This is a genomic window from Pseudoduganella lutea (assembly GCF_004209755.1).
GTDB lineage: Bacteria > Pseudomonadota > Gammaproteobacteria > Burkholderiales > Burkholderiaceae_D > Rugamonas > Rugamonas lutea.
Map to the genome: position 1 here is coordinate 4,151,801 of NZ_CP035913.1, position 25,172 is coordinate 4,176,972.

At 66.8% G+C, this 25,172-nt stretch carries 17 protein-coding genes; 5 read left to right on the plus strand and 12 right to left on the minus strand.

Features of this window, described 5'->3' with window-relative positions; translation table 11 throughout:
- Nucleotides 1-100: 100 nt before the first annotated feature.
- The gene (locus EWM63_RS17695) at nucleotides 101-295 is read right to left on the minus strand and encodes a hypothetical protein (RefSeq protein WP_130187715.1); all 195 of its coding nucleotides are present in this window, start codon (nucleotides 293-295) and stop codon (nucleotides 101-103) included.
- Between EWM63_RS17695 and EWM63_RS17700 the strand changes: the two genes are divergently transcribed.
- On the plus strand, nucleotides 294-1,952 hold the full coding sequence (locus EWM63_RS17700) for a methyl-accepting chemotaxis protein (RefSeq protein ID WP_130187716.1): 1,659 nt from the start codon (nucleotides 294-296) through the stop codon (nucleotides 1,950-1,952). The genes EWM63_RS17695 and EWM63_RS17700 overlap by 2 nt on opposite strands.
- A gap of 289 nt (nucleotides 1,953-2,241) precedes the next feature.
- Nucleotides 2,242-2,769, plus strand: coding sequence for an Imm42 family immunity protein (locus tag EWM63_RS17705; protein ID WP_165390856.1), 528 nt, complete (start codon nucleotides 2,242-2,244; stop codon nucleotides 2,767-2,769).
- A gap of 60 nt (nucleotides 2,770-2,829) precedes the next feature.
- Here EWM63_RS17705 and EWM63_RS17710 read toward each other — a convergent pair whose 3' ends face one another.
- On the minus strand, nucleotides 2,830-5,979 hold the full coding sequence (locus EWM63_RS17710; protein ID WP_229487352.1) for a ligand-binding sensor domain-containing diguanylate cyclase: 3,150 nt from the start codon (nucleotides 5,977-5,979) through the stop codon (nucleotides 2,830-2,832).
- 186 nt (nucleotides 5,980-6,165) lie between these two features.
- Here EWM63_RS17710 and EWM63_RS17715 point away from each other — a divergent pair, with 186 nt between their 5' ends.
- Nucleotides 6,166-7,665 carry a DEAD/DEAH box helicase gene (locus EWM63_RS17715; RefSeq protein ID WP_130187718.1) on the plus strand — a complete coding sequence of 500 codons (1,500 nt, stop codon included), beginning with the start codon at nucleotides 6,166-6,168 and terminating at the stop codon, nucleotides 7,663-7,665.
- Between the two features lie 83 nt (nucleotides 7,666-7,748).
- On the opposite strand, the gene EWM63_RS17720 is transcribed toward EWM63_RS17715, so the two are convergent.
- Complete coding sequence (locus tag EWM63_RS17720; protein WP_130187719.1) at nucleotides 7,749-9,668, minus strand: hypothetical protein; 1,920 nt, start codon at nucleotides 9,666-9,668, stop codon at nucleotides 7,749-7,751.
- A 160-nt stretch (nucleotides 9,669-9,828) separates the two neighbouring features.
- Between EWM63_RS17720 and EWM63_RS17725 the strand changes: the two genes are divergently transcribed.
- Nucleotides 9,829-11,841, plus strand: a complete 2,013-nt coding sequence (locus EWM63_RS17725) for an acyltransferase family protein (RefSeq protein ID WP_229487353.1) — start codon at nucleotides 9,829-9,831, stop codon at nucleotides 11,839-11,841.
- Nucleotides 11,838-13,925 (plus strand): DUF7024 domain-containing protein, encoded by a 2,088-nt coding sequence (locus EWM63_RS17730; RefSeq protein ID WP_130187720.1) that lies wholly within the window; start codon nucleotides 11,838-11,840, stop codon nucleotides 13,923-13,925. The genes EWM63_RS17725 and EWM63_RS17730 overlap by 4 nt, the downstream gene beginning before the upstream one ends.
- Nucleotides 13,926-13,955: 30 nt before the next feature.
- On the opposite strand, the gene EWM63_RS17735 is transcribed toward EWM63_RS17730, so the two are convergent.
- The 9 genes from EWM63_RS17735 to EWM63_RS17775 are packed head-to-tail and all read right to left on the minus strand — an operon-like array spanning nucleotide 13,956 to nucleotide 25,162.
- Nucleotides 13,956-14,360: a GtrA family protein gene (locus EWM63_RS17735; RefSeq protein ID WP_130190447.1), complete on the minus strand. Its 405-nt coding sequence runs from the start codon at nucleotides 14,358-14,360 to the stop codon at nucleotides 13,956-13,958.
- Nucleotides 14,360-15,355, minus strand: coding sequence for a glycosyltransferase family 2 protein (locus EWM63_RS17740; protein ID WP_130187721.1), 996 nt, complete (start codon nucleotides 15,353-15,355; stop codon nucleotides 14,360-14,362). The genes EWM63_RS17735 and EWM63_RS17740 overlap by 1 nt, the downstream gene beginning before the upstream one ends.
- A 10-nt stretch (nucleotides 15,356-15,365) precedes the next feature.
- Nucleotides 15,366-15,704: a DMT family transporter gene (locus EWM63_RS17745; RefSeq protein ID WP_130187722.1), complete on the minus strand. Its 339-nt coding sequence runs from the start codon at nucleotides 15,702-15,704 to the stop codon at nucleotides 15,366-15,368.
- A 9-nt stretch (nucleotides 15,705-15,713) separates the two neighbouring features.
- Nucleotides 15,714-16,202 (minus strand): hypothetical protein, encoded by a 489-nt coding sequence (locus tag EWM63_RS17750; RefSeq protein ID WP_207221110.1) that lies wholly within the window; start codon nucleotides 16,200-16,202, stop codon nucleotides 15,714-15,716.
- Nucleotides 16,203-16,210: 8 nt separating this feature from the next.
- Nucleotides 16,211-17,182 (minus strand): UbiA family prenyltransferase, encoded by a 972-nt coding sequence (locus tag EWM63_RS17755; protein ID WP_165390857.1) that lies wholly within the window; start codon nucleotides 17,180-17,182, stop codon nucleotides 16,211-16,213.
- On the minus strand, nucleotides 17,179-21,477 hold the full coding sequence (locus EWM63_RS17760) for a glycosyltransferase (RefSeq protein ID WP_130187725.1): 4,299 nt from the start codon (nucleotides 21,475-21,477) through the stop codon (nucleotides 17,179-17,181). Before EWM63_RS17760 ends, EWM63_RS17755 begins: the two co-directional genes overlap by 4 nt.
- 3 nt (nucleotides 21,478-21,480) lie before the next feature.
- Nucleotides 21,481-22,824 carry an FkbM family methyltransferase gene (locus tag EWM63_RS17765; protein WP_130187726.1) on the minus strand — a complete coding sequence of 448 codons (1,344 nt, stop codon included), beginning with the start codon at nucleotides 22,822-22,824 and terminating at the stop codon, nucleotides 21,481-21,483.
- Nucleotides 22,821-23,867 carry an FkbM family methyltransferase gene (locus tag EWM63_RS17770; protein ID WP_130187727.1) on the minus strand — a complete coding sequence of 349 codons (1,047 nt, stop codon included), beginning with the start codon at nucleotides 23,865-23,867 and terminating at the stop codon, nucleotides 22,821-22,823. Before EWM63_RS17770 ends, EWM63_RS17765 begins: the two co-directional genes overlap by 4 nt.
- Before the next feature lie 17 nt (nucleotides 23,868-23,884).
- On the minus strand, nucleotides 23,885-25,162 hold the full coding sequence (locus tag EWM63_RS17775) for an ABC transporter ATP-binding protein (RefSeq protein ID WP_130187728.1): 1,278 nt from the start codon (nucleotides 25,160-25,162) through the stop codon (nucleotides 23,885-23,887).
- Nucleotides 25,163-25,172: the final 10 nt, after the last annotated feature.

The following is a 25,172-nucleotide window of genomic DNA, read 5'->3' on the forward strand; positions in this document are numbered from 1 at the left end:
CTGCGGGCTTGAGGGTACAACGAGGTGTTCTTGATTTTTATTCCGGCACTTCGGTGTTGCCGAAGCGTTGAAATCTGTTAATGATAGTAATCAACTTGTTTCAAAATTTCAAGAAAGAAATCCGGAATTCGTAACGGAAATGTAGTGGATTTGCAACGCGCAGTAACACTATCCGCATGCGCTGCGTGGCTCCCTGTTCGCAATCATCGTGGCAAGCTTGCGATGTCGCGATGCTGGCCTGCCGGTCGCTCGCCCGTTTCCCACCGCTGTCGTCCACCTGCAAGGAGATGACCATGCAATGGTTTCGTGACTTGAAGATCGCCCGCAAGCTGCTGCTTGCGTTTGCCGTCGTGCAGTTGCTCATGCTGGTGCTCGGCATCGCCTGCCTGCAGTCGATGTCCCGTATCAACGACGCCTCCGACGACCTGGCGGAGAACTGGCTGCCCAGCGTGCGCGGCGTGATGCAAGTGCGCGCCGACGTGAACGACCTGCGGCGCCTCGAACTGGCTTTCCTGCTTGCCAGCACCGTGCAGGAAAAAGACCGTATAGCCCAGCAGATGGACACGGTACAGGGGGCCTCGCGCGACAATGCCGCCCGTTATGAAAAGCTGATTTCCAGCCCGGCGGAGCGGGCACTGTTCGACAGTTTCGGGGGCAGCTGGCAGGCATTCCTCGCCGAGCACGGCAAGCTGATGGCGCTGTCCCGCGCAGGCAATAACGATGAAGCCCGGGCAATCGCCAACGGCTCGGCGTCCCGCCTTCTCCGCGAAATGAACACCACGCTGGACAAGCTGGTCCAGATGAACGTCGAGGGCGGCGACGCGGCCAGCGCGAACGCCACGCAGCTGTACCAGAGCACAAAGGCCTGGACAATCGGGCTGCTGGTCGGCGCCGTGACCGCCGGCATCGCGCTCGCGCTATGGGTGGCCGGCATTGTCGCGAAACCACTGCGCGAAGCGGTCGATGTCGCTCGCACCGTGGCCGGCGGCGACCTGACGCGGTCGATCCACGTGCGCTCGCGCGACGAGACCGGCGAGCTGCTGGCCGCGCTGAAGGACATGACGGCCAACCTGCAAAGCCTTGTCGCACAGGTGCGCACCGGTACCGAAACGATTTCCACCGCGTCGAGCCAGATCGCGGCCGGCAACCAGGACCTGTCGTCGCGCACGGAGCAGCAGGCCAGTTCGCTGGAAGAAACGGCATCGTCGATGGAAGAACTGACGTCGACCGTGCGCCAGAATGCCGACAATGCGCGGCAGGCGAACCAGCTGGCGCAATCGGCATCGAGCATCGCCGTGCGCGGCGGCGAGGTGGTGGGCGAAGTGGTCGGCACGATGGCATCGATCAACGCGGCATCGCAGCGGATCGTCGAGATCATCGGCACGATCGACAGCATTGCCTTCCAGACCAACATCCTGGCGCTGAACGCCGCCGTGGAAGCGGCCCGTGCCGGCGAGCAGGGCAGGGGGTTCGCCGTGGTGGCCTCCGAAGTGCGCAACCTCGCGCACCGCTCGGCCGCCGCCGCGAAGGATATCAAGCAGCTGATCGGCGATTCCGTGCAAAAGGTCGATGCCGGCTCGCGCCTCGTCGACGAAGCGGGCAGCACGATGCGCGATATCGTGGCCAGCATCGCCCGCGTGTCCGACATCGTCAGCGAAATCACGGCCGCCAGCAACGAGCAGAGTACCGGCATCGAGCAGGTCAACGAGGCGGTAACGCAGATGGACCAGGTCACGCAGCAGAACGCGGCGCTCGTCGAGCAGTCAGCGGCGGCGGCCGAGGCAATGCAGCAGCAGGCCGCGCGGTTGGCCGAACTCGTCGCGACGTTCCGCGTCAATGCCGATGCGATGGCCGGCCTGGCCGCGCAGGCCGCCGTTGCGCCGGTGCGGGCGGCCGCTGCGCGGCCGGCGCTGCAACATACGGCAGGGAAGGATGAGTGGGAGGCTTATTAGATACATAACTCAACAGCTTTATGAACAGCTGTTCAGGGGGGGCTGGCGTATCCATATCCAAAGCAAAGGCAGCAAAGACCCGTTCTTGTTCGAGGCACAGGAGCGCCGCAATCGGCGCATCGCCAGCCCACCTCACGGGTCACCTCAAGGAGGCGGCGACTTTGGCGTTTAGCGCCCAAGCAAATGATCGCGAGTGTTTCATACTCGGTGAATGTGACAATGAAGAACACCGGCACCACATCGTGGACGACCGCCGGCAAGTATGTCCTGTCGCTGGCTGACTCCAGGAATGAAAACAGTAGATGACAAGGCGTTATTCGCCGTTGAATGGGATTTGACCGCAACGGTGGACGGATGGGTATTTGGGGTGTTCACCTTCCTGATCGGGGACGTCTGCGTAGGCGATCCGGAAGACACCTCGGTCGACATGCTGGGCGTTGCCCGGTGGGTCCGTGATTTCCTGTCCGTGCCCCGGAACCGGTTCGAGGAAGGCTTGTTTGCCATGCCTGCCGAACGCGTGTATGCCTTGCTTGCGGGTTCGGTTCTTGCCGGTGGCGGCGATTCGGGCGCACACGTCGAGCCTTATGAAAACACGTTCGCGCGCTTCCATTTGTCCCATCTGGGCATGTCCTCGTTCGATGCGGTGACGTTATTGCTGGTAAAAGACGAAAACGGTGCCGAGCGTTGCATCTGGCAAATTGGCTCTGGCCCAGTCTCGGATGCTTGCTTCCCTCCCAGTACGCTGGAAAGCGTGCTCGCGGAATTTCTCCACGCATTTGAAATGCGCTGCCCGAACCCGACTCGCACGGGCGCGTGACAGGCCCGCTCTGTGTACCTTATACGCGGGAATCGAGAACCCGACACCTACCGGCCTGCGTCATTCCTTATTTGCATTTATCGCTACCACCACTGCATTCTTCCCGCGCACCTTCGCGCGCACCAAGGCCTCGTCCGCCCGCCGCACCAGCTCCTGCGGCGCTTCCGATTGCGGCTGCATCGCCGCCACGCCGATGCTGACGGTGAGCTTGCCCAGCGGCGAATCCTCGTGCGGCAGCTCAAGTGCCGCCACCTCGGCGACGATCGCCTGGGCGCCACGCTCGGCAACGGACGCATCGCCGGCGGCCCACAGCACGGCGAATTCCTCGCCGCCGTAGCGGGCCACCACGTCGGTGGTGCGCCGGCCATGCCTCCCCAGCACTTCGGCCACGGCGCGCAGCGCGGCATCGCCGGCCGCGTGGCCATAGCGCTCGTTGTACTGCCTGAACCAGTCCAGGTCCACCATCGCCAGCGCCAGCACCTGGCCCGTGCGGGCGGCGCGGCGCCATTCGGCGTCGAGCTGCGCATCGAAGGCGCGGCGGTTCGTTACGCCCGTCAGTCCGTCCGTGGTCGATTGCGCCGCCAGCTTCAGGTGCGTGTCTTCCAGCGCGCTCGTACGTGCCCGCACCAGCTCTTCGAGCGAACGGTTGTCGCGCTTCAGGCTGCGCACGCGCCAGTGCCAGATGGTCCACAACAGGGCCAGGGCCAGCAAGGCGGCCAGTGTGCGGAACCACCACGTTTCCCAGAACGGCGGCGTAATCGTTACCGCCAGCGTCACCGGCTGCTCGGTCCATTGGCCGCGATGGTTCGACGCCTTTACGCGAAACACGTAGCGGCCCGGGTCGAGGTTCGTATACGTGGCGTGGCGGCGCGTTGCATCCGTTTCCACCCAGTCGCGGTCGAAGCCCTCGAGCCGGTAGGCATAACGGTTCAGCGCCGGCTCCGTGTAGTGCAGCGCCGCGAACTCGATCGAGAACGCCGGCGTGATGGAGGAGAGCGTGAGCGCGCGTGGCGCCGTCACCGTGCCCTCCAGCGTCACGCCTGCGTGCGGGCCCGGTTCGGCCAGCGAGCGGTTGTAGACCTTGATGTCGGTGATCGCCAGTTGCGGCGGCACCGACTGGCTGCGCACCTCGCGCGGCGACACCGCCGTCAGGCCGTGCACGCCGCCGAAATACAGGATGCCGTCCGGGCCCGGTGTCGACGAGTTGACGGTGAAGCCGTCCGTCATGCCATCGGCCGCCGTGTACAGCGTGGCCTTCGTCGTGGCGGGATCGACGCGGAACAGGCCCACGATCGTGCTGACCCACAGCTGGTCGTCCAGGTCGCTGCGGATCGACAGGATCTTGGCCCCTTTCGTTGCTTCGGCATACGAGCGGAACGTGATCGCATCGCCCGACTGCACCACCTGCTGCAAGCCTTTCGCCGTGCCGATCCAGATGCGGCCCAGCGAATCCTCGTGCACGGACGAGACGTTGTCGTCGGCCAGACTGTCGGCGGCGCCCGCGCGGTGCGTGAAGTGGCGGAACTTGCCGGTCTTCGGGTCGAGCATGTCGAGGCCGCCGCCATTCCACTCCGAGCCCATCCACACGCGGCCGGTGCGGTCTTCCAGCACGGACGAAGTGCCGTTGACGGCCCGGCTGTCCGGATCGGCGGGATCGTTCTGGAAAATGCGGTGCTTGCCCGTGGCCGGTTCGTAGCGGATCAGGCTGTTGCCCGTGGCCAGCCACAGGATGCCGCCGCGGCCCGGCGCGATCGCATTGATGTAGTCGCTGGCCGGGTTGCCGAAGTGGATGGTCTTGAATGACCCGGCCGGATCGTCGAGTCGGTTCAGGCCATTCGACGTGCCGGCCCACAGCGGGCCGTCGGCACCCTGGTAGAGGCTGTAGACGATGTTTTGCGACAGCGACCCCGGCTGGCGCGGATCGGACGTGTAGCGCCGCACCACGGCGTTAGTGGCCGGGTCGAACAGGCTGATACCGACGTTCCCGCCCAGCCACAGCTTGCCGTCCGGCGCCTTTGCCACGGCCAGCACGGCGGCGCTTGTTCCAACAGTGGCCGTGCTCCCGGTAGTGGTGGTGGCGGTGCCGAAATGCTGCGGCACGTAGCGGGCGAAGCCGCTGCTGTTCAGGTTGACGAGGGCGATTCCGTCCGTGAACGTGGCGATCCACAGCATGCCGCTGCGGTCCTGCAGCATGGCCCGCGTGCTGTCGCCCGGCAGCGAATACGGATCGTTCGGCGTGTGCCGGTATTGCGTGAACGTGCCCGCCTGCGCATTCCAGCGCAGCAGGCCGGCCGACAGCGTGGTGGCCCACAGCGTGCCGCTGCGGTCGATGTAGAAGCTCGTCACGCGGCTGTTCGGGGCCGGTATCTGCCGGCGCGTCGTCCAGTCGCTCTTGCCATCCCAGCGCAGTACACCACTCTCGGTGCCGATCCACAGCGCGCCGTCGGCATCGAACTGCAGCGCGCGGACGATGTTCGTGCGCGGGTCGGTCTGCCCGGCCGGGTCCACGTGGTGGTGGACGAATTCGCTGCCGCCCGGCGGCAGGTAATCGAGTCCGCCGGGCCAGGTGGCCGCCCACAGGCCGCCCTTGGCATCGAGCGCGATGGCGTTCACGTCGTTGCTGGCCAGGCTGCCCGGCCGCTTCGGATCGTGCGCATGCACGGTGAACTTGCCGGTGGCGGGATCGAAATGCTGCAGGCCGCCCCAGCTGGCCAGCCACATGCCATTCGCGCCGTCGGAAATGATCTGCTTGATGATGGCCCGGTTGACGGACCGCGTACCCTGCGGCCCTTGAGGCGCCTTGTACACGGTGAAATCGTTGCTGCCCGGGTTGTACAGGGCCAGCCCGTCCTGCGTGCCGGCCCAGATGCGGCCCTGCCGGTCTTCATACAGCGCGGAAACGCGGTCGTGCGGCAGGCTTTTCGGGTCGTTCGCCCGGCTCTGGTAGCGCACGGCCTGGTAGCCGTTGTAGCGGTACAGGCCATTTACATGGGTACCGATCCACATGAAACCCTGGCGATCCTGCAGCAGCGACAGCATCGATGGCTCGTCGTTGCCGAGCGGACCCAGCTTCTTGAAGCGCAGGGTCGGCGGTGCCCCGGGTTCGGCCAGCGCCGCCGGGGGAATGGAAGCCAGCATCACGAGCACGGTGAATGCCGCCATGGCGGCCGCCCGCAGCGGCCTTGCGAGGAAGTAGAGGTGAGCGCGCATCCGGCGATTATGCCAGCAAACGTTTTCCTTTAATGCAATAAAATCCGGCGCTGTACGGCTATTTTGTGCGTAGCCGGCCTGGAACAGGTATTATTCGGGGTTGGCCGTTCCAGCCTCGACAGGTTGGCCGTCCCGGTCACAGCTGTAGTTTTTTATCGGAAAGCATGGTCGCACGACCACTCATTTATGTCTGACATCGAAACAACCGCCCAGCCCGTGGCGCCCGTCCAGGTGCGTTTCGCCGACTTTGGCCTCTCTCCCGACATCCTGCGCGCCCTGACCGACCAGGGGTACGAACACCCCACGCCGATCCAGGCGCAGGCGATTCCCGTGCTGTTGCAGGGGCGCGACGTCATGGGCGCAGCCCAGACCGGCACCGGTAAAACGGCCGGCTTCTCGCTGCCGATCATCCAGCTGTTGCTGGCGCACGCGAACGCCAGCATGAGCCCGGCGCGCCACCCGGTGCGCGCGCTGATCCTGGCACCGACCCGCGAGTTGGCCGTGCAGGTGGCGGAAAATGTCGCCGCGTATTGCAAGCACACGCCGCTGCGCTCGACCGTCGTCTACGGCGGCGTCGACATCAAGCCGCAGGCCGCGATCATGCGCGGCGGCGTCGAGATCGTCATCGCCACGCCGGGCCGCCTGCTGGACCACGTGGAACAGAAGAACATCTCGCTGTCGCAGGTGCAGATGCTGGTGATGGACGAAGCGGACCGCATGCTCGACATGGGCTTCCTGCCGGACCTGCAGCGCATCATCAACCTGCTGCCGAAACAGCGCCAGAACCTGATGTTCTCGGCCACGTTCTCGCCCGAGATCAAGCGCCTCGCGTCGACCTTCCTGACCGACCCCGTCACGATCGAAGTCGCGCGCAGCAATGCCACGGCCGACAAGGTCACCCAGGTGGTGTACAAGGTCACCGAGGAAAACAAGCGCGAAGCCGTGGCCCACATCCTGCGCCAGCGCGAGCTGAAGCAGGTGATCGTGTTTTCGAACACCAAGATCGGCGCCTCGCGCCTGGCGCGCGGCCTGGAACAGGAAGGCATGAAGGCTTCCGCGATCCATGGCGACAAGACGCAGCAGGAACGCATGGCGGCGCTGGATGCCTTCAAGCGCGGCGAAGTGGACGTGCTGGTGGCCACCGACGTGGCGGCGCGCGGCCTGGATATTTCCGACCTGCCGTGCGTGATCAACTATGACCTGCCGTACAACGCGGAAGACTACGTGCACCGCATCGGCCGCACGGGCCGCGCCGGCGCCTCCGGCGATGCGATCTCGATCTATTCGGACAAGGACGAGCGCCTGCTGGTCGACATCGAAAAGCTGATCAAGCAGACGATCAAGCGCGGCGAGCTGGAAGGCTTCCGCCCCGGTGCCCGTCCCGCCAGCGAAGAACGGCATGGCGAGCGCCGCCACCCGCGCAGCCCCGAGGGCGAGCGCCCACGGAGCAGCGGCTATGCCGGCAGCGGCAACGGCCGCCCGGGCCCTGGCCCCGGCGCCGGCACCGACCGCGGTCCCCGCCCGTCCGGCCCGCGCCGCGACAAGGTCGATCCATGGTTCCTCAAGCCCTACGAGCCTAGCCGCCCCGGCAACGCGGCCACGACCACGACGACGCCATCCTCGTCTTCGCCATCGAAGCCCAAGCCAAAGCTGGCCGCGCTGCTCGGCGGCCTGCGCAAGGAATAAGTCCCACGGAACCGCCGCGCCAGTCGCGGCGGTTCCGTTTCCACGGGGTTGCTTCACCCCGTCGCTTCACCCTCACTTCACCCTTATTTCACCTCGATGCCGGTCAGGAAGAACGCCAGTTTGCGCGTGTCCTGCCCATTCGGCTGGGCGGGGGCCTCGTGCCGCAGCGTGACCGTGATGCGCGTCCCCTGGATGTGACCGAGCGGGATGGTATTGCGCTTGTCCAGTTCCACCCAGCCCGCATCGCGCCCGTCGACCGCCACGCGGGTACGGCGATTGCCCTCGAAATAGTGACCCAGCAACGTCAGTGTGCTGGTGCGTTTGTCCGCCGGAAGGTCGATCGACAGGGTGGAGGCATCGCCATTGCTCCACACGCCATCCCATTCGCCGCCGCCCGCTTCCGGGCCGCTCCAGCCCTGCGCCAGCTGCACGCCCTGGCTGTACTGGAACTGGGGCAGGGTCAGGCGGATGACACCGGCGCCTTCCTGCCGGCACAGCAGCGCACCGTCGACATAGCGCCACCCCCGGTAGGTATCGGTCACCGCATTGGCCGGCGCCAACGCCTGCCCGGTGCCGCACAGTTTCTGCTCGATGCCCGGATGCCCTGTGTTGTACAGCCATTTCACGGGCTGGCCTTCGCGCGGCCAGTGATACACGTGGGCCGGGTTGATGTAGTCGTCGTTGTTGGCGGACCGCTCGGCAAAGATTTCCGGCTCCGGGTGATATTGACCCGGCAGCCAGCGCAGCGCCGCCAGCGCCAGGGGGCTGAACTGCACGTAGGTGTAGCTGAGCGCATGCACCATGCAGACCAGCTGCACGGCGAAGATGCCGGTCACGGCCATGCGAGGCCAGCGTGGCAATTGCGCGGCCTGCCACAGCAGCACGAACAGCAGCGGCATGGCCGCCCAGAACGCATAGCGCATGATGCCCACGGCGCCGGAATTCCAGTTCAGCACCGCCATCGCCGGTACCACCAGTGCCAGCATGAACAGCATTGCCAGTGCCAGCAGCGGCACCGTGCGCGCGTGCCGCTTGCCGAAAACTGTCCACAGCAGGGCTGCCGCCACGGCGGGCACGCCGATCAGCAGGCCCTGGTTCAGGTCGAAGAAGAACGACACGAAGCGCGTGGTGCTGACGAAATCGGAATTGGAAAACTTCTTGACGATGATGTTCGGCACGCCATACTGGTACAGGTTGAACAGCGGCGGCAGTGCGAACAACGCCAGGCCCAGTGCCAGGCCGGCCACGGCGCGCCCGGTGACTTGCCGGCGCAGGTTCGCCGCCAGGCCAATGGCCGGCTGGTAGTCGATGCACAGGCGCAGCAGTGGGGCAAAGCCGAAAAAGAACAGGATCGTGGGATTCTGCAGCGTGGCCAGTCCGCCCAGCAGGCCACCCCGAATAAAGGCGCCACTGCCGTAATATGCGAGCGCCGCCAGCAGCGCTGCCGCGCTCAGGCATTCCGGGCTCGACCAGCGGGCATACAGCATGCCGCCGCACAGCATGAACAAGGCCAGGCCCGCCGCGGCGCGGGTGGCCGAACCGAACAGGCGCAGCAAGGCCATGCCGAGCACGAAGATCATCACGGCATTGACCACCAGGAAGCAGCGGAACGGCGGCAGGCCTGTCAGCTGGAACAGCTTGTAAGGAATCGCCGCCAGCGCCGGATAGCCGAAGAAGTGCACGGCGTAGACATCGCCGCCGCGGCCGCGCACGAACGCGGCGTAGACCTCTTCCTTGCCGGCCACCATGTCTTTTTCCAGGAATTCGTATACGTGCCGCCATTGCGGTATCGCGTGCTTGACGGTGTCGATATCGGCAAGGCGGATGTCGGGCGTGCCGTGCGTGGCGATCGCATGGGCGACCAGCGTGTATTCGACAAAATCGCCATTGTGATCGGGTGGCGCCAGGCTCACGAAAGCCAGTAGCACGAGCAGCAGTCCCAGCACGAAACGGCGCGCGCCGGCTTTTCTGGTGTCGATTGAAGGGGTCAATAAGGCGGTCAAAACGTCATCCTGGACTCGATAAGGCGGCCAGTATATTGCAGAACTGTCACCATGGAAAATCGGGGTAAGGATGGGGTAAACGAGCGATAGGTTGCGCCAGGGACATCGTGTAAAATCGTCCATTTTGTGACGCCCGAGCTGGGTCGATGAAGTCAGCGCGATGAAACTGGAAAGCCACGACAGGCTGGGCCACCCGACCCACGCCAGCGAAAAACTGCCTGGCGGTGAAAAACTGCATGGCAGTGAAAAACTGCTCTATCGGCCTGACATCGATGGCATGCGCGCACTGGCCGTCATCGGCGTGCTGGTCTTCCACGCATTCCCTGGCGCCCTGCGCGGCGGCTTCACCGGTGTCGATATTTTCTTTGTCATTTCCGGCTTCCTGATCACCCGCATCGTCGCCGGTGAAATCGCGGCGGGCCATTTTTCGATCGCCGCTTTTTACGGGCGCCGCATCCAGCGCATATTCCCGGCGCTGGTCCTGGTCATGGTGGCCTGCATTGCGTTCGGCTGGCTGGCGCTGTTTCCCGACGAATTGAAAATGCTGGGCAAGCACGTGTTCGGCGGCACGGCATTCCTGTCGAATATCTTCCTGTGGCAGGAAGTAGGGTATTTCGATACCGCCGCTGAAACCAAGCCGCTGCTGCACTTGTGGTCGCTGGGCATCGAGGAACAGTTTTATGTGCTGTGGCCGCTGGCACTGCTGTGGTCGGCGCGCCGTGGCAAGGCGCTCGCCTGTGCCGCCGTGCTGGCGGTGTTGTCGTTCGCCGTCAACGTGGGAGGCCTTCATGCGTTCCCCAGTGCCACGTTCTATTCGCCGGCGAGCCGCGCCTGGGAACTGCTGGCTGGCGCGCTGCTGGCCTGCGCGGCGCTGGGGCAGCACCCGGCTGCCACGGCCGGCCTGGCAGGGCGCCTGTTGCACCGCTATCGTCATCCCGCCTCCGTGCTGGGCCTGCTGCTGGTCGCGCTGGCCTATGGCCTGGCCAGCAAGGAGCGCGCCTTTCCCGGCTGGTGGGCGCTGCTGCCCGTGGCCGGCGCCGTGCTGCTGATCGGTGCCGGGCCGCAGGCCTGCGTCAATCGCGTGCTGGGCAGCCGGCCACTGGTTGCCATCGGGATCGTCAGTTACCCCTTGTACCTGTGGCACTGGCCGCTGCTGTCGTTCGCGCAGATCGTGGAATCGGGCACGCCCTCGGCCGGCCTGCGCGCCGCCGCGCTGGCGCTGGCGCTGCTGCTGGCCTGGGCCACGTGGCGCCTCGTGGAACGCCCGTTGCGCACATGGCGCACGCCGCGCGCGCGCGTGGCGCTGCTGTCGGCGGCAATGCTGGCGCTGGCCGCCGGCGGGGCGCTGCTGTACCTGAAGGATGGCCTGCCGCGGCGCGCCGCCATCGCCACCAGTGAACGGATGCAGAAGGCACTGGTCCTCGTGGAAGACGTGGCCAACGCGGCGGCCTGCAAGCAGCGCTACGGCTTCGACACGCTGTACAAGTATTGCCTGCAAACGTGGCCGGACCGGGCGCCCACGGTGGCGCTGGTCGGCGACAGCCACGCCTACCACGTCAATGCCGGCCTGCAGGCCTGGTACGGCAGCCGGGGCGAGAACATGGTGATGTTCGGCACCCGCATTCCCTACTGGGGCCTCGATCCGTCGATCGGCGATGAATACCAGGCGGTAACGCAGCGCATGCTGGAACTGGCGCTGGAAACGCCGTCGATCCACACGGTGCTGCTGTCCACCGCGGCCAAGCTGAGCGATGGCAATACCGTGCATATCGCCGCGCTGCGTGAAACGCTGCGCCGCTACACGCAGGCGGGCAAGCAGGTGATCTGGCTGCACGACGTGCCGGCGCTCGATTTCGATCCCCGGTCCTGTATTCCACGTGCCGGCATCCCCAGCAGCAAGACGCGCCGCGACTGTTCGATTGCCCGCGCCAACTTCGAACGCGGCACGGCCGACCATGAGCGCCTGATGCGCGCCATCCTGGCCGACTTCCCGATGGTGCAGCAGTTCCGCCCCGCCGAGTACCTGTGCGACAGGCAGCGCTGCCACGTCGCCGCCGGCGGGACGCTGATGTACCGCGACAATAACCACCTCAGCTACGAGGGCGACCTGCGGGTCGGCGCCGGATTCGCCGCCGAGCAGGAAGCCAGGCTGCACCGCACCACGACCAAATGACCAAGATGCCCGACCCTGCGCCGGCCACGCTGCTGCGTGGCGATTCCGCCGTTGCGCTGCTGCGCCGCCATGGCTTTGCACTTGCCCTGGGCGTGCTGGCGCTGTACCTCGTGCTGCGCAGCGCCGGCATGTATCCCGCCGTCTTCGCCGACGAATGGCTGTACAGCAAATCGGCCCGCCTGTACCCGCTGGCCGATTCGATCCTGCCGTCGTGGCTGTACCTGGCGCTGTTCGGGCAGACGAGCCATTGCGGTCCCGGCTTCCTGGCGTGTGCCCGCATCATGAATATCGCGCTGTATATCGCTGCCGCGCCGTTCGTCTACGGCGTTGCCCGCACGGTGCTGGGCCGCGGCGCGGCGCAGGCGCTGACGGTGGTCGTGCTGCTGATGCCCGTGAACACCTATACGGCGTACTTCATGCCCGAGGCAATGTATTTCCTGGCCTTCTGCGTGCTGGCGTGGACCGCATTGACGAAGCACCACTTGCCGCCATTGCGCTATGGGCTGGTGGCGGGTGCCGTGCTGGGCACGGCATGCGCCATCAAGGTACACGGCCTGTTCCTGCTGCCGCCGCTGCTGGCATTCATGCTGTACCTGTGCGTGGCGGGCGGGCAGGGCTGGCTGCGCCGGTTCGCGGTGATGGCCGGCGCCGCGCTGGCCATGACCCTGCTGGTCAAGGCGGCGCTCGGCTACCTGGTGGCGGGGCCTGCCGGGGTGGGGCTGCTGGGCAGTTTCTACGGCAACCACGCCACCAATAACGAAGGTGCCGGGCGCTTTGCCCGGCTGATCGCGCCGGCATTGACCAGCCTGTATGGACACGTGCTGGCGCTGGCCGCGCTGGCGGCCTTGCCGCTGGCAACGCTGCTGGCGCACCTGGCGGCGCCGAAACGCGACCGCGACCCCGCGCTGGCACGGGCGCAGGTGTTCGTGTTGCTGATGCTGGGCGCAGCCGTCGCGGTCACGGTGCTGTTCACGGCCACCATCGCCGATGCGGCACCGGGCGAAGGCACGCGGCTGCACATGCGCTACTACAATTTCGTGCTGCCGCTGCTGGTGCTGCTGGCCGCCGCCCCGCTGGCCGCGCCGCAGCCGCGCGAACGCCGGCGCCGCATCGTCGTGGCCGCGCTCATGGCGGTGCCGCTGGTGCTGGCCGCCGCGATGCCGCTGGTCGCCGTCTATCCGACCAGCTTCGTCGACAGCCCTGAACTGAACCTGCTGGCCGCCACGCCGTATTACCTGAAGCTGCTGGTGGCCTTCCAGCTGGTGGCGCTGGCAGTGTGGGCGCTGTGGCAGCGGCCGGGCCGGCTGCTGTTCGCCTTCCTGCTGCTGCCGCTGGCGATGGTGCTGGGCGAGAAGACCTCGTACCTGACGATGGCCAGCCAGCAGGTGCCGGACCCCTATGACAAGGCGGGTAGCATGGTGCGGGACTACCTGGGCAAGGAAGAGGCGGCCGGCGTGACGGTGGCCGGCGACGGTGCCGGCCTGCTGCGGGCGCTGTTCCATATCGATACGGCCGGTGCCGATTTCATCGAGCTCGTACCCGGCGCGCCGCTGCGGGCCAACGAGTTGCCGCCGGACCGGCGCTGGCTGGTGGTCGTGGGGCCGCACCCGCTGCCCGACACCATCGTGCCGGAAATCCGCACGCCGGACTACGCGCTGATCCGCCTGAATACCGTCAAGGGTGAATTGACGCGGGTGCCGATGGCCGATCCAAAGGCCGGCGGCGTGCTGGCGTCCGTCACCGGGCTTTCGACGCCGGAGCCGTGGGGTGCATGGTCCGATGGACCGCAGGTGCGGCTGACGTTCGCCGCGCCGCTGCCGCGCGCATTGCGGCTGGTCATCCGCGGCAATGCGTTCGGCCCCAACCAGGAGCACGATTTCACGCTGCGCGTGGGCGACCAGCAACAGGCGTTCAGCATGGGACCGCGCGAACAGTCGCGCGTGTTCGACATGGAGACTGACGGCACCGTGACCGAGGTAACGATCGACGTGCCGAAACCGACCGCACCCGCGGCCATCGGCCAGGGCGCCGATACGCGCCAGCTGGGCATCGCGCTGCATTTCGTGGCGATCGGCAGCCGCTGAAGGCAGGGGCCGGGCGCCGGGCCGGCAGGCTCAGTGCCCGCGCGCGGCGCGCTGGCGGAAGATCCAGTGCTTGCCGAGCAGGAAGCCATTGACGGCCACCACCGGCATCGACAACAGCTTGCCCGGCATCGCCATGCCGAGCAGGCGTTCGGCGGCCGCCACCATGGCCACGGTGATCAGGTAGTTGATCGCCACCAGGCACAGGTAGCGCAGCACGGTGCCGCTGCCGCCACCGGCCAGGTCGCGGAACGTGACCCGCGCATGGAAGCTGTAGTTCACCAGCAGGCCCACGGCAAAGCCGGCGCTGGCGGCAGGCACAGCCGGCACGCCTGCAACGAGCAGCGCCTGCATCGTGCCCACGTCGGCCAGCGCGCTGAGCACGCCGCCGGCCAGGTAGGTGAGAAAGCGGCGGCTGAGGAAACCGCGCAGTGCCATCACGGCCGGCGCCGCCGCAGCGCCAGGTGCAGCGCGCGGCGCGGCACGGAAGCGATGTCATGGGCCGCGAAGGCCAGCACCAGCTGCAAGCCCACGATGACAGGGAGCGCCGCCACCATCACGGTGCCGGCAGTGGTGGGCACGCCTGCCCGCGCGGACATGATCCAGTGCACCGCGCCGAAGCCGGCCCCGCCCAGCAGCAATAGCAGACCCAGCGGCAGCTGCAGCGACGCCACGGACATATTGCGCAGGTAGTAGTTATAGAAGATGCGCTTGGCGAAATTGCGCATGTGCTTGAACAGGAACTCGGTGACGATCTTCGAAATCTTCAGGTTGCTGACCTCGTCGCCATAGTGCGCATCCATCGGAATGTCGATGACGGCGGCGGAAATCGTGTTCAGGCGGAACAGCATGTCCGTCTCGAAGAAATAGCGCTTGCTGATCTTGTCGAACGGCAGGTGGCGGGCGACGTCGGCATGGATCGCCGTGTAGCCGTTCGTGGGATCGAACAGGTCCCAGTAGCCGGACGAAAGCTTGGTCATCAGGGACAGCACGGCATTGCCGAACAGGCGCATGGCGGGCATGCGGCGGATGTGGTCCAGGTTGAAGAAGCGGTTGCCCTTCGTGTAATCGGCCTCGCCATTGACGATCGGCGCCACGAAGTTGTCCAGCAGCCCCGGGTCCATCTGGCCGTCGCCGTCGATCTTGACCATGACGGTCATGCCGTCGTCGATCGCGGCCCGGTAGCCGCTCATGACCGCTCCGCCCACGCCCTGGTTGACGTCGTGGCGTACCACGGTCACGCGCGGGTCGGTGCACTGGCTGGCCACGAAATCGCCGGAATTGTCCGGGCATTTATCGTCCACCACATAGATGCGGTGGACCTGCGGCCCGATCGCGGCGATCACGCCGAGGATATGGCGGGTGACCCGGTAACTGGGAATGATGACGGCGATGCGCGGTGCGGGCTGGCCCGGATGAGTACTGATGTTCATGGTGCGGTCGTTAGCGGGCCAGCACGAACGCGCCGGCGATGATGAGGGCGATGCCGAGCAGTTTTGCCGGCGCCAGCGGTTCCTGCAGGGCGACGCAGCCCAGTGCCGTCACCATGACCATCGTGATGGCCGTCATCACGGGATAGGCGAGGCTGATCTGCAATTTCTGCAGCGCCAGCGAATAGCAGGCGAAGCCCAGCACATAGCTGCCCACGGCGGCACCCAGCCAGCACAGGCGAGGCAGGTTCCAGTCAGGGCCGGCCTGTGCCGCATACTTGATCAGCAGGGTCGACAGGGCACTGGCGAGGGCTGCGCCGGCACACCACAGGTATCCGATCGGAGAGTTCATGGCGGCCTTCTAGAAAGTGGCGGTTACGACCAGGGCCACGCAGGCGGCGATCGTCATGAGGCTGACCTTGTCCTTGCTGACATACAGCACGGGGTCCTCGTTGACCTGGCCGCGGTAGGCCAGGATCCACAGCCGGCCCAGCCAGAACACGATCAGCGGCACCACGGGCAGCAGGAATTGCGGTGTGCTGTATTGTTCCAGCACCTGGTCCGAATTGAAATAGAGAATGAACACGAGCACCGAGAGAAAGCCGCTGTTGATGCCCATGGCGGCCACGGGCGTCCGGTCGTCCACCGTATAGCCACGCCCGCTGGTCTTGTCCTTGCCCTGTGCATTGAGGTTGTAGAGCTCGCTGTAGCGTTTCAGCAGCGCCAGGCTGAGGAAGATGAAGAACGAGAAGCCCAGCAGCCAGAACGACGGCGTGATGCCCGTCGCGGCACCGCCGCCGAGCACGCGCAAGGTGTAGAGCAGGGCCAGCGTGACGATATCGATCATCAACAGCCGCTTCAGGCGGAACGAGTACGCCAGCGTGCTGACGAAATAGATGGCCAGCAGCCCCCCAGCAGCGGATTGAATACCAGGCACAGCGCCAGGGCGCCAAAGGCCAGCAACGGGCTGGCGAACAGCGCCAGCGAGAGGGGCAGATGCCCGGCGGCGATGGGCCGCCGGCACTTGGTCGGGTGCAGGCGGTCGTCCGGCGCATCGAGTGCATCGTTGAGCAGGTAGGCGCTGGAAGCGCACATCGAGAACACGAGGAAGGCCAGCAGCGACTGCAGCAGGTGGCTGGCGTCCAGCGCATGGCCGGCCAGCATCGGCACGAATACCAGCAGGTTCTTCAGCCACTGGCGCGGCCGCATCGCCTTGACGAGCGCCGGCAGCATGGGCCGCCGCTCGTCGCCGATCCGTTCGGTGGCGCGGCCATCCGGCAGCCTGAAGGGGCGGCTGCCCACGGAATAGGCGCCACGGGCCACATGCCATACGGGGATGTCGACCCGGGCATTGCCGATATAGTCGAAGCCGCCGTTGCCGTAGCGCTGTACCAGCCCGGATGCCTTGTTTGCCGACGTGAAATTGACATCGCTGTCGGTGGCATACACGTGGTCGATCGTCTGCAGGTGGAGGGCAATGCGCTCGGCCAGCAGCCGCTGGCTGCCGGTGGCAAGCACGATCACCCGCCCGGCGCGGCGCTGGGCGGCGATTTCCTGGACCAGCACGCGGTCGTAGGGCAGGGTGGCCGGATCGGGCTGCACCCACTCGGCCAGCGCGTGCTTGAAGCCCGCCTTGCCGCGCAACAGCCAGAAGGGCAGGCGCCACGCCTGCAGGAAATGCAGGCGCAGGAACAGCATCAGCGATTCCCACAGCATGTCGCTGTAGATCAGCGTGCCGTCCAGGTCGACGACCAGCGGCGGTTCACCGGCACGCGAAGGCGCATGCGCGGTCGGCTCGAGCGATGGGGAGGAGGCGTTCTGTTCGGTCATGCGGGAGTTTCCGTCGAGTGCGGGCCAAACAGCAGGTCGGCCAGCTGGCGGGCATTGCTGGCCCAGGTTTGCCATGCCATGCCGGCCGAAGCGATCTCGCTGCCGGACGTGTGCAGGGCCAGCCACTCGCGCAGGCTGGCGGCCAGCGCGCCGCCGGAGGTGCCGTCGAAATAGTGCGCGTGGTCGCCCGCCACTTCGCGGAACACGGGAATGTCGCGCGCGATCACCGGCAGGTCGTGGCGCGCGGCCTCGATCAGCGGCAGGCCGAAGCCTTCGCCCTCGCTCGGCACCAGCAGGCATGCGCTGGCGCGATAGACGGCTTCCAGGTATTCATCGGTGATGCCGCGCAGCCAGTGCAGCCGCTTGCCCAGCTCTGGGTGCGCGGCAAGGCGCGCCATGATCGCCGGGATCGTGCGGCGCTGGCTGTCCGGCAAGCCCTTCCAGCCTTCGCCGCCGACGATCACCAGCCGCACATCCACGCCATCGGCCCACAGCTGCTCGAACGCGTCGAGCGCCTGCATGTGGCCCTTGCGCGGCTCGATCGTGCCCACCATCAGGAACGATGGCGCGCCGGCGATGTCGGCCAGTACGGCCGGCGCGTCATCGGGCAGGCCGGTGCTGGGGCGCGACGCATCGATGTCTGCGCCATGGTGCACCACCGCCAGCTCCGGCAGCGGCTGGTCGCTCATGTGCTGTTGCAGCCAGTCGCGCGTTTCATCGGCCACGGCGCCGCTGATGCAGATCAGCCGGTCACCGTTGGCGGCCACCGCCTTCATCCAGCTCTCGAACACGGCATCCGTGCGCGGCGGGAAATATTCGGGCCGCAGCACGGGTAGCAGGTCGTGGATGAGGAAGTTGACGGACACGCCGGCCGCGCGCCAGCGCGTGTACAGGCCGGTGCGCGCCGCCTCGGTGACGGCGCCCGGGAAGAAGTCCGGTGCGTAGAACACGTCGCCCTGGCCCACGCGCACTTCGTCGTCCACCACGCCATGGTCGTCCGTGCCCAGCAGCGCATGCTCGTAGCGGCGCGCGTAGCGGTAGTGCCAGCGGTCGCCCTCGTCGGTCAGGTACACCGGGTGCACCTGGAAGCGCGTGGTGGGCAGCCGCAGCAGTTCGAACAGCTGCGCGCGCACCACGCGCTGGATGCCGGTCTTCAGGTCGTCGCGCGCCACGGCCGACACGTCGACCAGCAGTTGCGGCGCGATGTCGCCGCCTTCCACGCTGGCATGCGTGCGGCCATGCACCACCGCATCCACCAGTTGCTGCGCGCTTTGCTGCCACGTCAGCCAGGGCATCCGGCTCGAGGCCGGCACGCTGCCGGCGCGGCGCAGCGCCAGCCAGGCTTTGATGGCGCTGGCCAGCTGCGCGGGCTCCTTGCCGTCGAAGTAGAAGGCGTGTTCGCCGGCCACTTCGCGGAACACGGGAATGTCGCGCGCGATCACGGGCAGGCATTTCTGCGCCGCCTCGATCAGCGGCAGGCCGAAGCCTTCGCCCTCGGAAGCCGCCAGCAGCGCGGCGCAGTTCGCGTACAGCCGGGTCAGCATCTCGTCGGACACGCCCGGCAGCCAGAACAGACGGGTGCCGCGTTGCGGGTGCGTTTCCAGCCGCTTGGCCAGCGCATCCATCAGCCAGCCGTTCTTGCCGACGATGACGAGATTGGCTTCCACGCCGCGTTCCCACAGCAGGTCGAACGCGGCCAGCGCCTGCGCCTGGCCCTTGCGCGGTTCCAGCGTGCCGACCATCAGCAGCGTGGGCGCCGCCGCCACGGCGGCCAGTACCTGTTCCGCATCCGGCGGCAGGCCGGCAGACGGCGCGCTGGCGTCGATGTCGGCGCCCAGGTGGAAGTAGCCGAGCTTCAACGGCGTGGCGCGGCGGTTCGGGCGGCTGGCCAGCAGGTCGTGGAGTTCCTGCGCCACCGAGCGCGAGATCGCCACGATGCCGTCCGCCGCCAGCGTAATCGTGTTGACGTAGTCGCCGTAGTACTTGCCGGTACCGTAGGGGAAGGCGTGCGGCAGCAGCAGTGGCAGCAGGTCGTAGACGACGAACCACATCCGCACGCCGCGGCGCCGCATCTGCAGCAGCAGCGCCTCGTTCTGCGTGGTGATGTTCGACGCCAGGTCGAGGCCCAGGAAGATGTCGCCCGCGGCCAGTTCGACCGGCGCGTCTTCCAGCTGCGGCGCCTGGCCACCCGTCATGCGGAACGTGAAGCCGCGCGCGTAGCGGTAGCTGCGCATGCCGCCTTCGCTGTACACGGGTTCGACCCGATAGCCGGGCGGCGGATCCTTCAGCATCGCCAGCAGCACGCTGCGCACCACCCGCTGGATGCCGGTCTTGTGGTCGGTCTGCACGAGCGCCGAGATGTCGACCAGCAGTTGCCGTGGCGCCGCCGGTGGCGCATTGCCGGCGATCAGGCCAGCCAGCTCGACCAGCGCACCGTCGTTCGGCGGGCGCGGCGTGCCGTGCGCGGCCAGCGCGCCCAGCATGCGACGGTAGTGCACGGGGCGGGCATGCCGCGCGAAATGCTCGATCGCTTCCACGTACAGCCGGCCAACCTGGGCCGGGCCATGTTCGCTTGCCACGAAGGCGCGCGCCCGTTCGCCGAGCGCCAGGCGCGCCGGCGCGTCGGCGTGCAGCCGGGCCAGCGCGGCCGCCAGGTCCTCGGTGGCGAATTCGTCGGACAGCTTCACCAGCACGTCACCCGGCAGGTCGGCCGACGCGCCGTGCGCATTGATCACGGTGGCCACGCCGTACAGCAGGCAATCGAGTACCGAGGCGGAGGTTTCGCCGCGCGTCTGCGCACGCAGTTGCACCGCCGTGTCGCTGGCGGCCAGCCAGCGCGCATAGTCGGTGCCGCTGACGAAACCGGTGATGCGCACCTTGCCTCCCAGTTCGCTGATCCTGCGCGCCAGCTCGCGGCCATACGGGCCGCTTTCGTTCTCACCCACGAACACGAGGCGGCAGCGCGGATCCTGCGCCAGCGGCGAAGCGAGGAAGGCATCGAGCAGGCGGTCGTTCAGCTTGGTCGCGCCCAGCATGCCGAAGGCGCTGACGATGTAGTCGTCGTTGCCGACACCCAGCGCCTGGCGGGCTTCGGCACGGAACGCCGCCGGGTCGGCGGGCGCGCCGCCGCGCAGCAGCGGCAGCGTGCGCCAGCCATCGGCGCTGCCGGGGCCATACCAGCGCTCGGCCAGCCGCTTCGAGAAATCGCTGTGCACGATCACGCCGGCCGCGTTCTTCAGCACCGGCAGGTTGCACGGATAAGCCCAGATCGTGGGGTTGCGCCCGTGCTCCGCGTGGTGGCGCATGCCCGTGTGGCCGTGCGACGCGTACAGCGCGTTCAGGAACGCTTCCGGCACGTCGCCGTCGCGCTCCATGTTGTCCAGCACGCCGGAAAGATAAAAGTCGTGCAGCACCACGATGCCCGGGTGCCGCTCGAGCAGCGCGAACATGTGCTTGTGGTAGTTCGAATTGCCGAAGTGGTAGACGATGCGATCGAACAGGTCGCCGTGCTGCATGAACCAGGCTGCATCGCGCACGGGGAAGCGCGCCAGAGAAGCATCGGGCACAGCGCCCGGCGTGAGCACCAGTTCGATGGCGTAATGCGCTTCCAGTTCGGCGATCACTTCGGCGCTGTAGTCGGCGATCCCGGATTTTTCCGGGGGCAGCGGCGAGATGTAGGCAAGGCGCGGCTTTTCGCTCATCCTTCCGCTCACCGGCGCCTGGGTGCGGGGTTTGACCGCATTCTCGAGGGCCGCCCAGATCCGCGTGGCGGCCGCTTCCGGCTGCAGCGGCACGGTGACAACGGTGGCCTTCGGCAGCAGGGCGCCCAGGCGGCGCTCTTCCGCGGACGACCCCACGAACACGAGCGCGGCCTGTTCCAGCAGGGGGCCGGGTGCGACGGCGACGTTGCCGATACCGGCCACGTTCAGCGCCGACGGCACTGGATCGGCCAGCGCGCCCGGCTGCGGATGATCGAGCACGCCGGGCATGTAGACGGCATCGGCGTCCAGCGAAGCCAGGAAGCCGAGCCGCAGCTGGCGCGCCGCGTGGTCGCTCCACGGCGTGCCCGGGGCGGGCGTACCGTAGCTGAGCACCCGTTCGGGCGGCAGCACGCCGTCGAACGCGTGGCGCAACGCATCGACATGCTCGGCGTGCCGGCCCGCCATGGCGACCAGCACCGTGTGTTTGCCTGCCTGGCCGGCCTGTTGCGCCAGCGCGCGCGCCTGTGCCAGCACGCCTTCGCGATCGTGGGCGGCGCCGTTCTGGCAGGACTGGAGATCGATGACGAGACGCATGGTTCAGGACTTTGCTTGATCTTGTTTCTGGTAAGTGCGCTGCAGGTCGGCCAGCACGGTGCGGGCCGATTGCGGCAGGTCGCGCAGCTGGTGCGGCACCGCCGCCGTCGCGGCCGGCGTATCGGCGGTGGCGCTCTTGGCGGCCGTGAGGAAGCGTGCCACGCAGGCCTGCAGCCATGGCGACCGGTCGATGACGGGCAGCAGCGTGCGGCGCAGCGACTCCTGGGCCGTCAGCCAGCGCAGGGTGCGGCGCGCGGCGCCCTTGGCCTTGCGGCGCGCCATGTTCGGCAGGCTGTCCGGCCCGCGGCGGGCGATGTAGCGCAGCGGCGCGGTGATGCGCCACGACGTGCTCGCATACACGGCCAGCAGGCGCTGTTCGAGGTTGCGGCCCCATTCGTCGGTGCGCAGCAGGTCCGCATGCAGGGCTTTTTCGCGGTCTTGCGCGGCGCGTATTTCAGCGCTCAGTTCCTCGGCCTTCTCGTGGCCGGCGGCAATCGCCTGCGCGGCTTCGCGCAACGCGGCATCGATCCGTTCGAGCTCGCGCGCGGCGTGGTCCAGTTGCTGCCCCCGCTCTTCGAGCAATGCCGATTGCTGTTCCACCCGCTGCCAGTGACTGCCCACCTGGGCTGCCAGCGTGCTGTTCTCCTCCTGCGCTGCAACTAGGTGATGCGACACGAATTCGTCGAACACGTTGGCCTGCACCGTCAGCGCGGCCATCAGTCCGGCGTGTTCCTCGGCCACGTAGTAGCGGTTCAGGCCATCGAAATACGCGAAGCGGTAGCGGTGCGGCGTCACCAGGTGTTCCCACGTATCGTGGTTCGTTTCGCGGCTGCCCGGCAGCGTGGCTTCCACGACGACGATCCATGGCCGGAAACGTTCGAAGTCCATGCCCTTCAGCACCTCGGCCTCGAAGCCTTCGACGTCGATCTTCAGGAAGTGGATGTCGCGCGGCGCATGCTGTTCGCAGATGGCCGCCAGCGTGTGCACCGGCACGTGCGTTTCCGTGACTTCATAGCCCTGCGCGCGGTGCATGGCGGCTACGCCGGCATCGGTCGTGGCCCAGCCGTTCATGCTGGGCACTTCGAACAGGATGAGTTCACCCGGCGCGGCACCGGCTGCGCACGTCAGGTTGATGTCGCGCGGGCGCTGTTGTTCGAACGGCTGGCGGTAGGACGGCATCGGTTCGATGTTGATGCCGTGCCAGCCGGCGTCGTAGAACGCCTTCGTTACCGAGTGCAGCACCGGGTCGTTGGCGCCCACGTCGATGTAGCAGCCGTTCTGCACGTGGCCGAGGGCGCGCCACAACAGCACGTCCTCGAAGTTCTGCGAGTAGGAAATAAAGCTCATGCGCGCTCCTGCGCGAACGCGGCCGCCAGCGCGGTTCCGCCAATGGCATCGAAGCGCCGGGCCAGCGATTCGGCCAGCGACGGCTTGTCGTACACCAGCAGCAGGGTCAGGCACTGGGCCAGCAGGGCATCGGGATCAAGCGCATCGGGGGCGCGCAGGAACAGTGCGTCGCCCCAGCCCAGGCGGTCGCGCGACCGGTTGCCCGACGGGCAATGGCTGGCGTAGTGGCACTGCGAGCTGAAGTCGATGAAGTGGAACCCGGCTGCGCGCAGCAATTGTTCGACTTCGGAGAACAGGCCCTGGTTCTCGTAGATCGGCGCGAACGAAACTTCGCAGTGGATCACATTGGTTCGGCCCAATACGTCCTGTGCGTGGCGCAGCACGGGCAGCTCGAAGCCCTGGATGTCCAGTTTCAGGAAGTCGACCGGGCCGGTGCCGGCCAGCACGTCGTCCAGCCGGCTGGTCGCCACGTCCAGGCGCTGCACCGTGGCGAGATGGCTGAGGTCGACGAGCTCCCTGTTGAGCGCGTCGTTCAGCGGCAGCAGCGATGAAGTGGCGTCTTCGTTATTGATGTGGAAGGTGTGCCGGCCGCCATCGCCGATAAAGGTGGGATACAGCGTGACGCGGCTGTCGGGATTGGCGCGGCGGCTGGCTTCGATCTTGTCTTCCTGCGGCTCGAAGCCGATGATCCGGTAGGGCAGGCCCGCGCCGGTCAGGGGGGCATAGACATGGCTTTCGCCTTCCAGTTCCTGCGCACCGATATCGACGATGGTCAGTTCGCGGCGCAGCAGCGGCGCGGCGGTGGCCAGCACGCGCTGCCTTGTCGCGTCGCTGTCGTGGGCCACGGTGCGCGCCTGCGCATATTCTTCCGACGCGGTGATGGCGGCCAGTACGTCCGCCACGGGCGTGCCGTCCATCAGGCGGCCGGTCCAGTAGGCGAGGCCCGAAGGATCGGCGGCGCGGCCCAGCAGGGCACGGTACAGGCCGGAAATCAGGGCGGCGGCTTCCCGCCGGTCGAGCGACGTTGCACGAAGTTCTGACATAACTATTCCAATGTGGTTCAGCGCGTGCTGAACTGCAGTTGCGGTTGCAGGTTGACCAGGCCGCTCCATGTGATGGCTTCGGGATTGGGCGCGACGACGAAGCTGTGTACCTCGTGCAGGTAGTTGAGAACGCGTTCGAACGAACCTTCGCCGTGTCCGCCTTCACCCAGGCCGACGGTGATCGTGTACTCGTCGGGGAACAAGGAGAGCGGCAGGGCGAAGCTGGCCGTCAGCACGCTGCCGGGAAGGCCGGGGCCGGCGGCATGGCGCATGCAGTAACTGTTCGTCTCGAACAGTACGGCGCCGAACCGGTTGCGGATCTTGAAACCCACGTGAGGATCGCGCAGGTGCTCATGCAGCAGGTATTCGATCTGCAATGTCACGGCCTGGTCGGCGATCAGCGTGGTACGTTCCGCGCCGTGCGCGTCGAGCAGCCGCACCAGCACGCAATCGGCGGCCGGCGTCGTGATGCTGCCTGTCTTGCCCGTCAACGCCACCAGGTGTTCCTTCGGCGGCACCGGGGCCGTGGCGGCGCGGATCTGCAACTGGTCGGCGGCCTGGTCGAGCCGGCTCAGCAGATCAGCCTGATACAGGTCGAGCGCATCGGCCGGCACGCCGTCGAATGCCACCTGGCCGCCGCGCAGGAAGATGCAACGGTTGCAGATATTGAGCACCGTGCCGGCACTGTGCGACACGAACAGCAGCGTGGTTCCCGCCTTGGTGAAGCTTTCGATGCGGGCAAAACACTTTTGCTGGAAGAAGACATCGCCCACCGCCAGCGCTTCATCGACGATCAGGATGTCGGGCCGCACGCAGGTGGCCACGGCGAACGCGAGCCGCATCTGCATGCCGCTGGAATATACGCGCACCGGCTGTTCGATGTAATCGCCGATTTCCGCGAACTCGAGGATCTGCGGCATCAGCCCGGCGATCTCTTCAACCGTCAGCCCCAGCAGCTGGCCGGACATCGTCACGTTCTGGCGCCCCGTGAAATCGGGATGGAAACCCATGCCCAGTTCCAGCAGCGCCGCCACGCGGCCCTGCGTGGTGACCGTGCCGATGGTGGGCTGCGTGGTACCCGTGATCAGTTTCAACAGCGTGCTCTTGCCGGCGCCGTTCACGCCGATCAGGCCCACGGCCTCGCCTGCCTCGATGTGGAAGTCGATATCGCGCAGCACCCATTTCAGCGTGTGCCGGGTGCCGAGCATGGGCAGCGCCCATTCGACCAGGCGCGACCAGCGTTTGCCATACTGTTTGTAGGCCTTGCCGAGGCCGCGGACCGAGATACTACCCATGATTGCCGCC

Coding starts and splice junctions, on each gene's coding strand:
- EWM63_RS17700 (WP_130187716.1), top strand. CDS start 294: ATGCAATGGTTTCGTGACTTGAAGATCGCCCGCAAGCTGCTGCTTGCG.
- EWM63_RS17775 (WP_130187728.1), bottom strand. CDS start 25,162: ATGGGTAGTATCTCGGTCCGCGGCCTCGGCAAGGCCTACAAACAGTAT.
- EWM63_RS17730 (WP_130187720.1), top strand. CDS start 11,838: ATGACCAAGATGCCCGACCCTGCGCCGGCCACGCTGCTGCGTGGCGAT.
- EWM63_RS17755 (WP_165390857.1), bottom strand. CDS start 17,182: ATGACCGAACAGAACGCCTCCTCCCCATCGCTCGAGCCGACCGCGCAT.
- EWM63_RS17710 (WP_229487352.1), bottom strand. CDS start 5,979: ATGCGCGCTCACCTCTACTTCCTCGCAAGGCCGCTGCGGGCGGCCGCC.
- EWM63_RS17695 (WP_130187715.1), bottom strand. CDS start 295: ATGGTCATCTCCTTGCAGGTGGACGACAGCGGTGGGAAACGGGCGAGC.
- EWM63_RS17725 (WP_229487353.1), top strand. CDS start 9,829: ATGAAACTGGAAAGCCACGACAGGCTGGGCCACCCGACCCACGCCAGC.
- EWM63_RS17715 (WP_130187718.1), top strand. CDS start 6,166: ATGTCTGACATCGAAACAACCGCCCAGCCCGTGGCGCCCGTCCAGGTG.
- EWM63_RS17770 (WP_130187727.1), bottom strand. CDS start 23,867: ATGTCAGAACTTCGTGCAACGTCGCTCGACCGGCGGGAAGCCGCCGCC.
- EWM63_RS17705 (WP_165390856.1), top strand. CDS start 2,242: ATGAAAACAGTAGATGACAAGGCGTTATTCGCCGTTGAATGGGATTTG.
- EWM63_RS17745 (WP_130187722.1), bottom strand. CDS start 15,704: ATGAACTCTCCGATCGGATACCTGTGGTGTGCCGGCGCAGCCCTCGCC.
- EWM63_RS17735 (WP_130190447.1), bottom strand. CDS start 14,360: ATGGCACTGCGCGGTTTCCTCAGCCGCCGCTTTCTCACCTACCTGGCC.
- EWM63_RS17760 (WP_130187725.1), bottom strand. CDS start 21,477: ATGCGTCTCGTCATCGATCTCCAGTCCTGCCAGAACGGCGCCGCCCAC.
- EWM63_RS17740 (WP_130187721.1), bottom strand. CDS start 15,355: ATGAACATCAGTACTCATCCGGGCCAGCCCGCACCGCGCATCGCCGTC.
- EWM63_RS17765 (WP_130187726.1), bottom strand. CDS start 22,824: ATGAGCTTTATTTCCTACTCGCAGAACTTCGAGGACGTGCTGTTGTGG.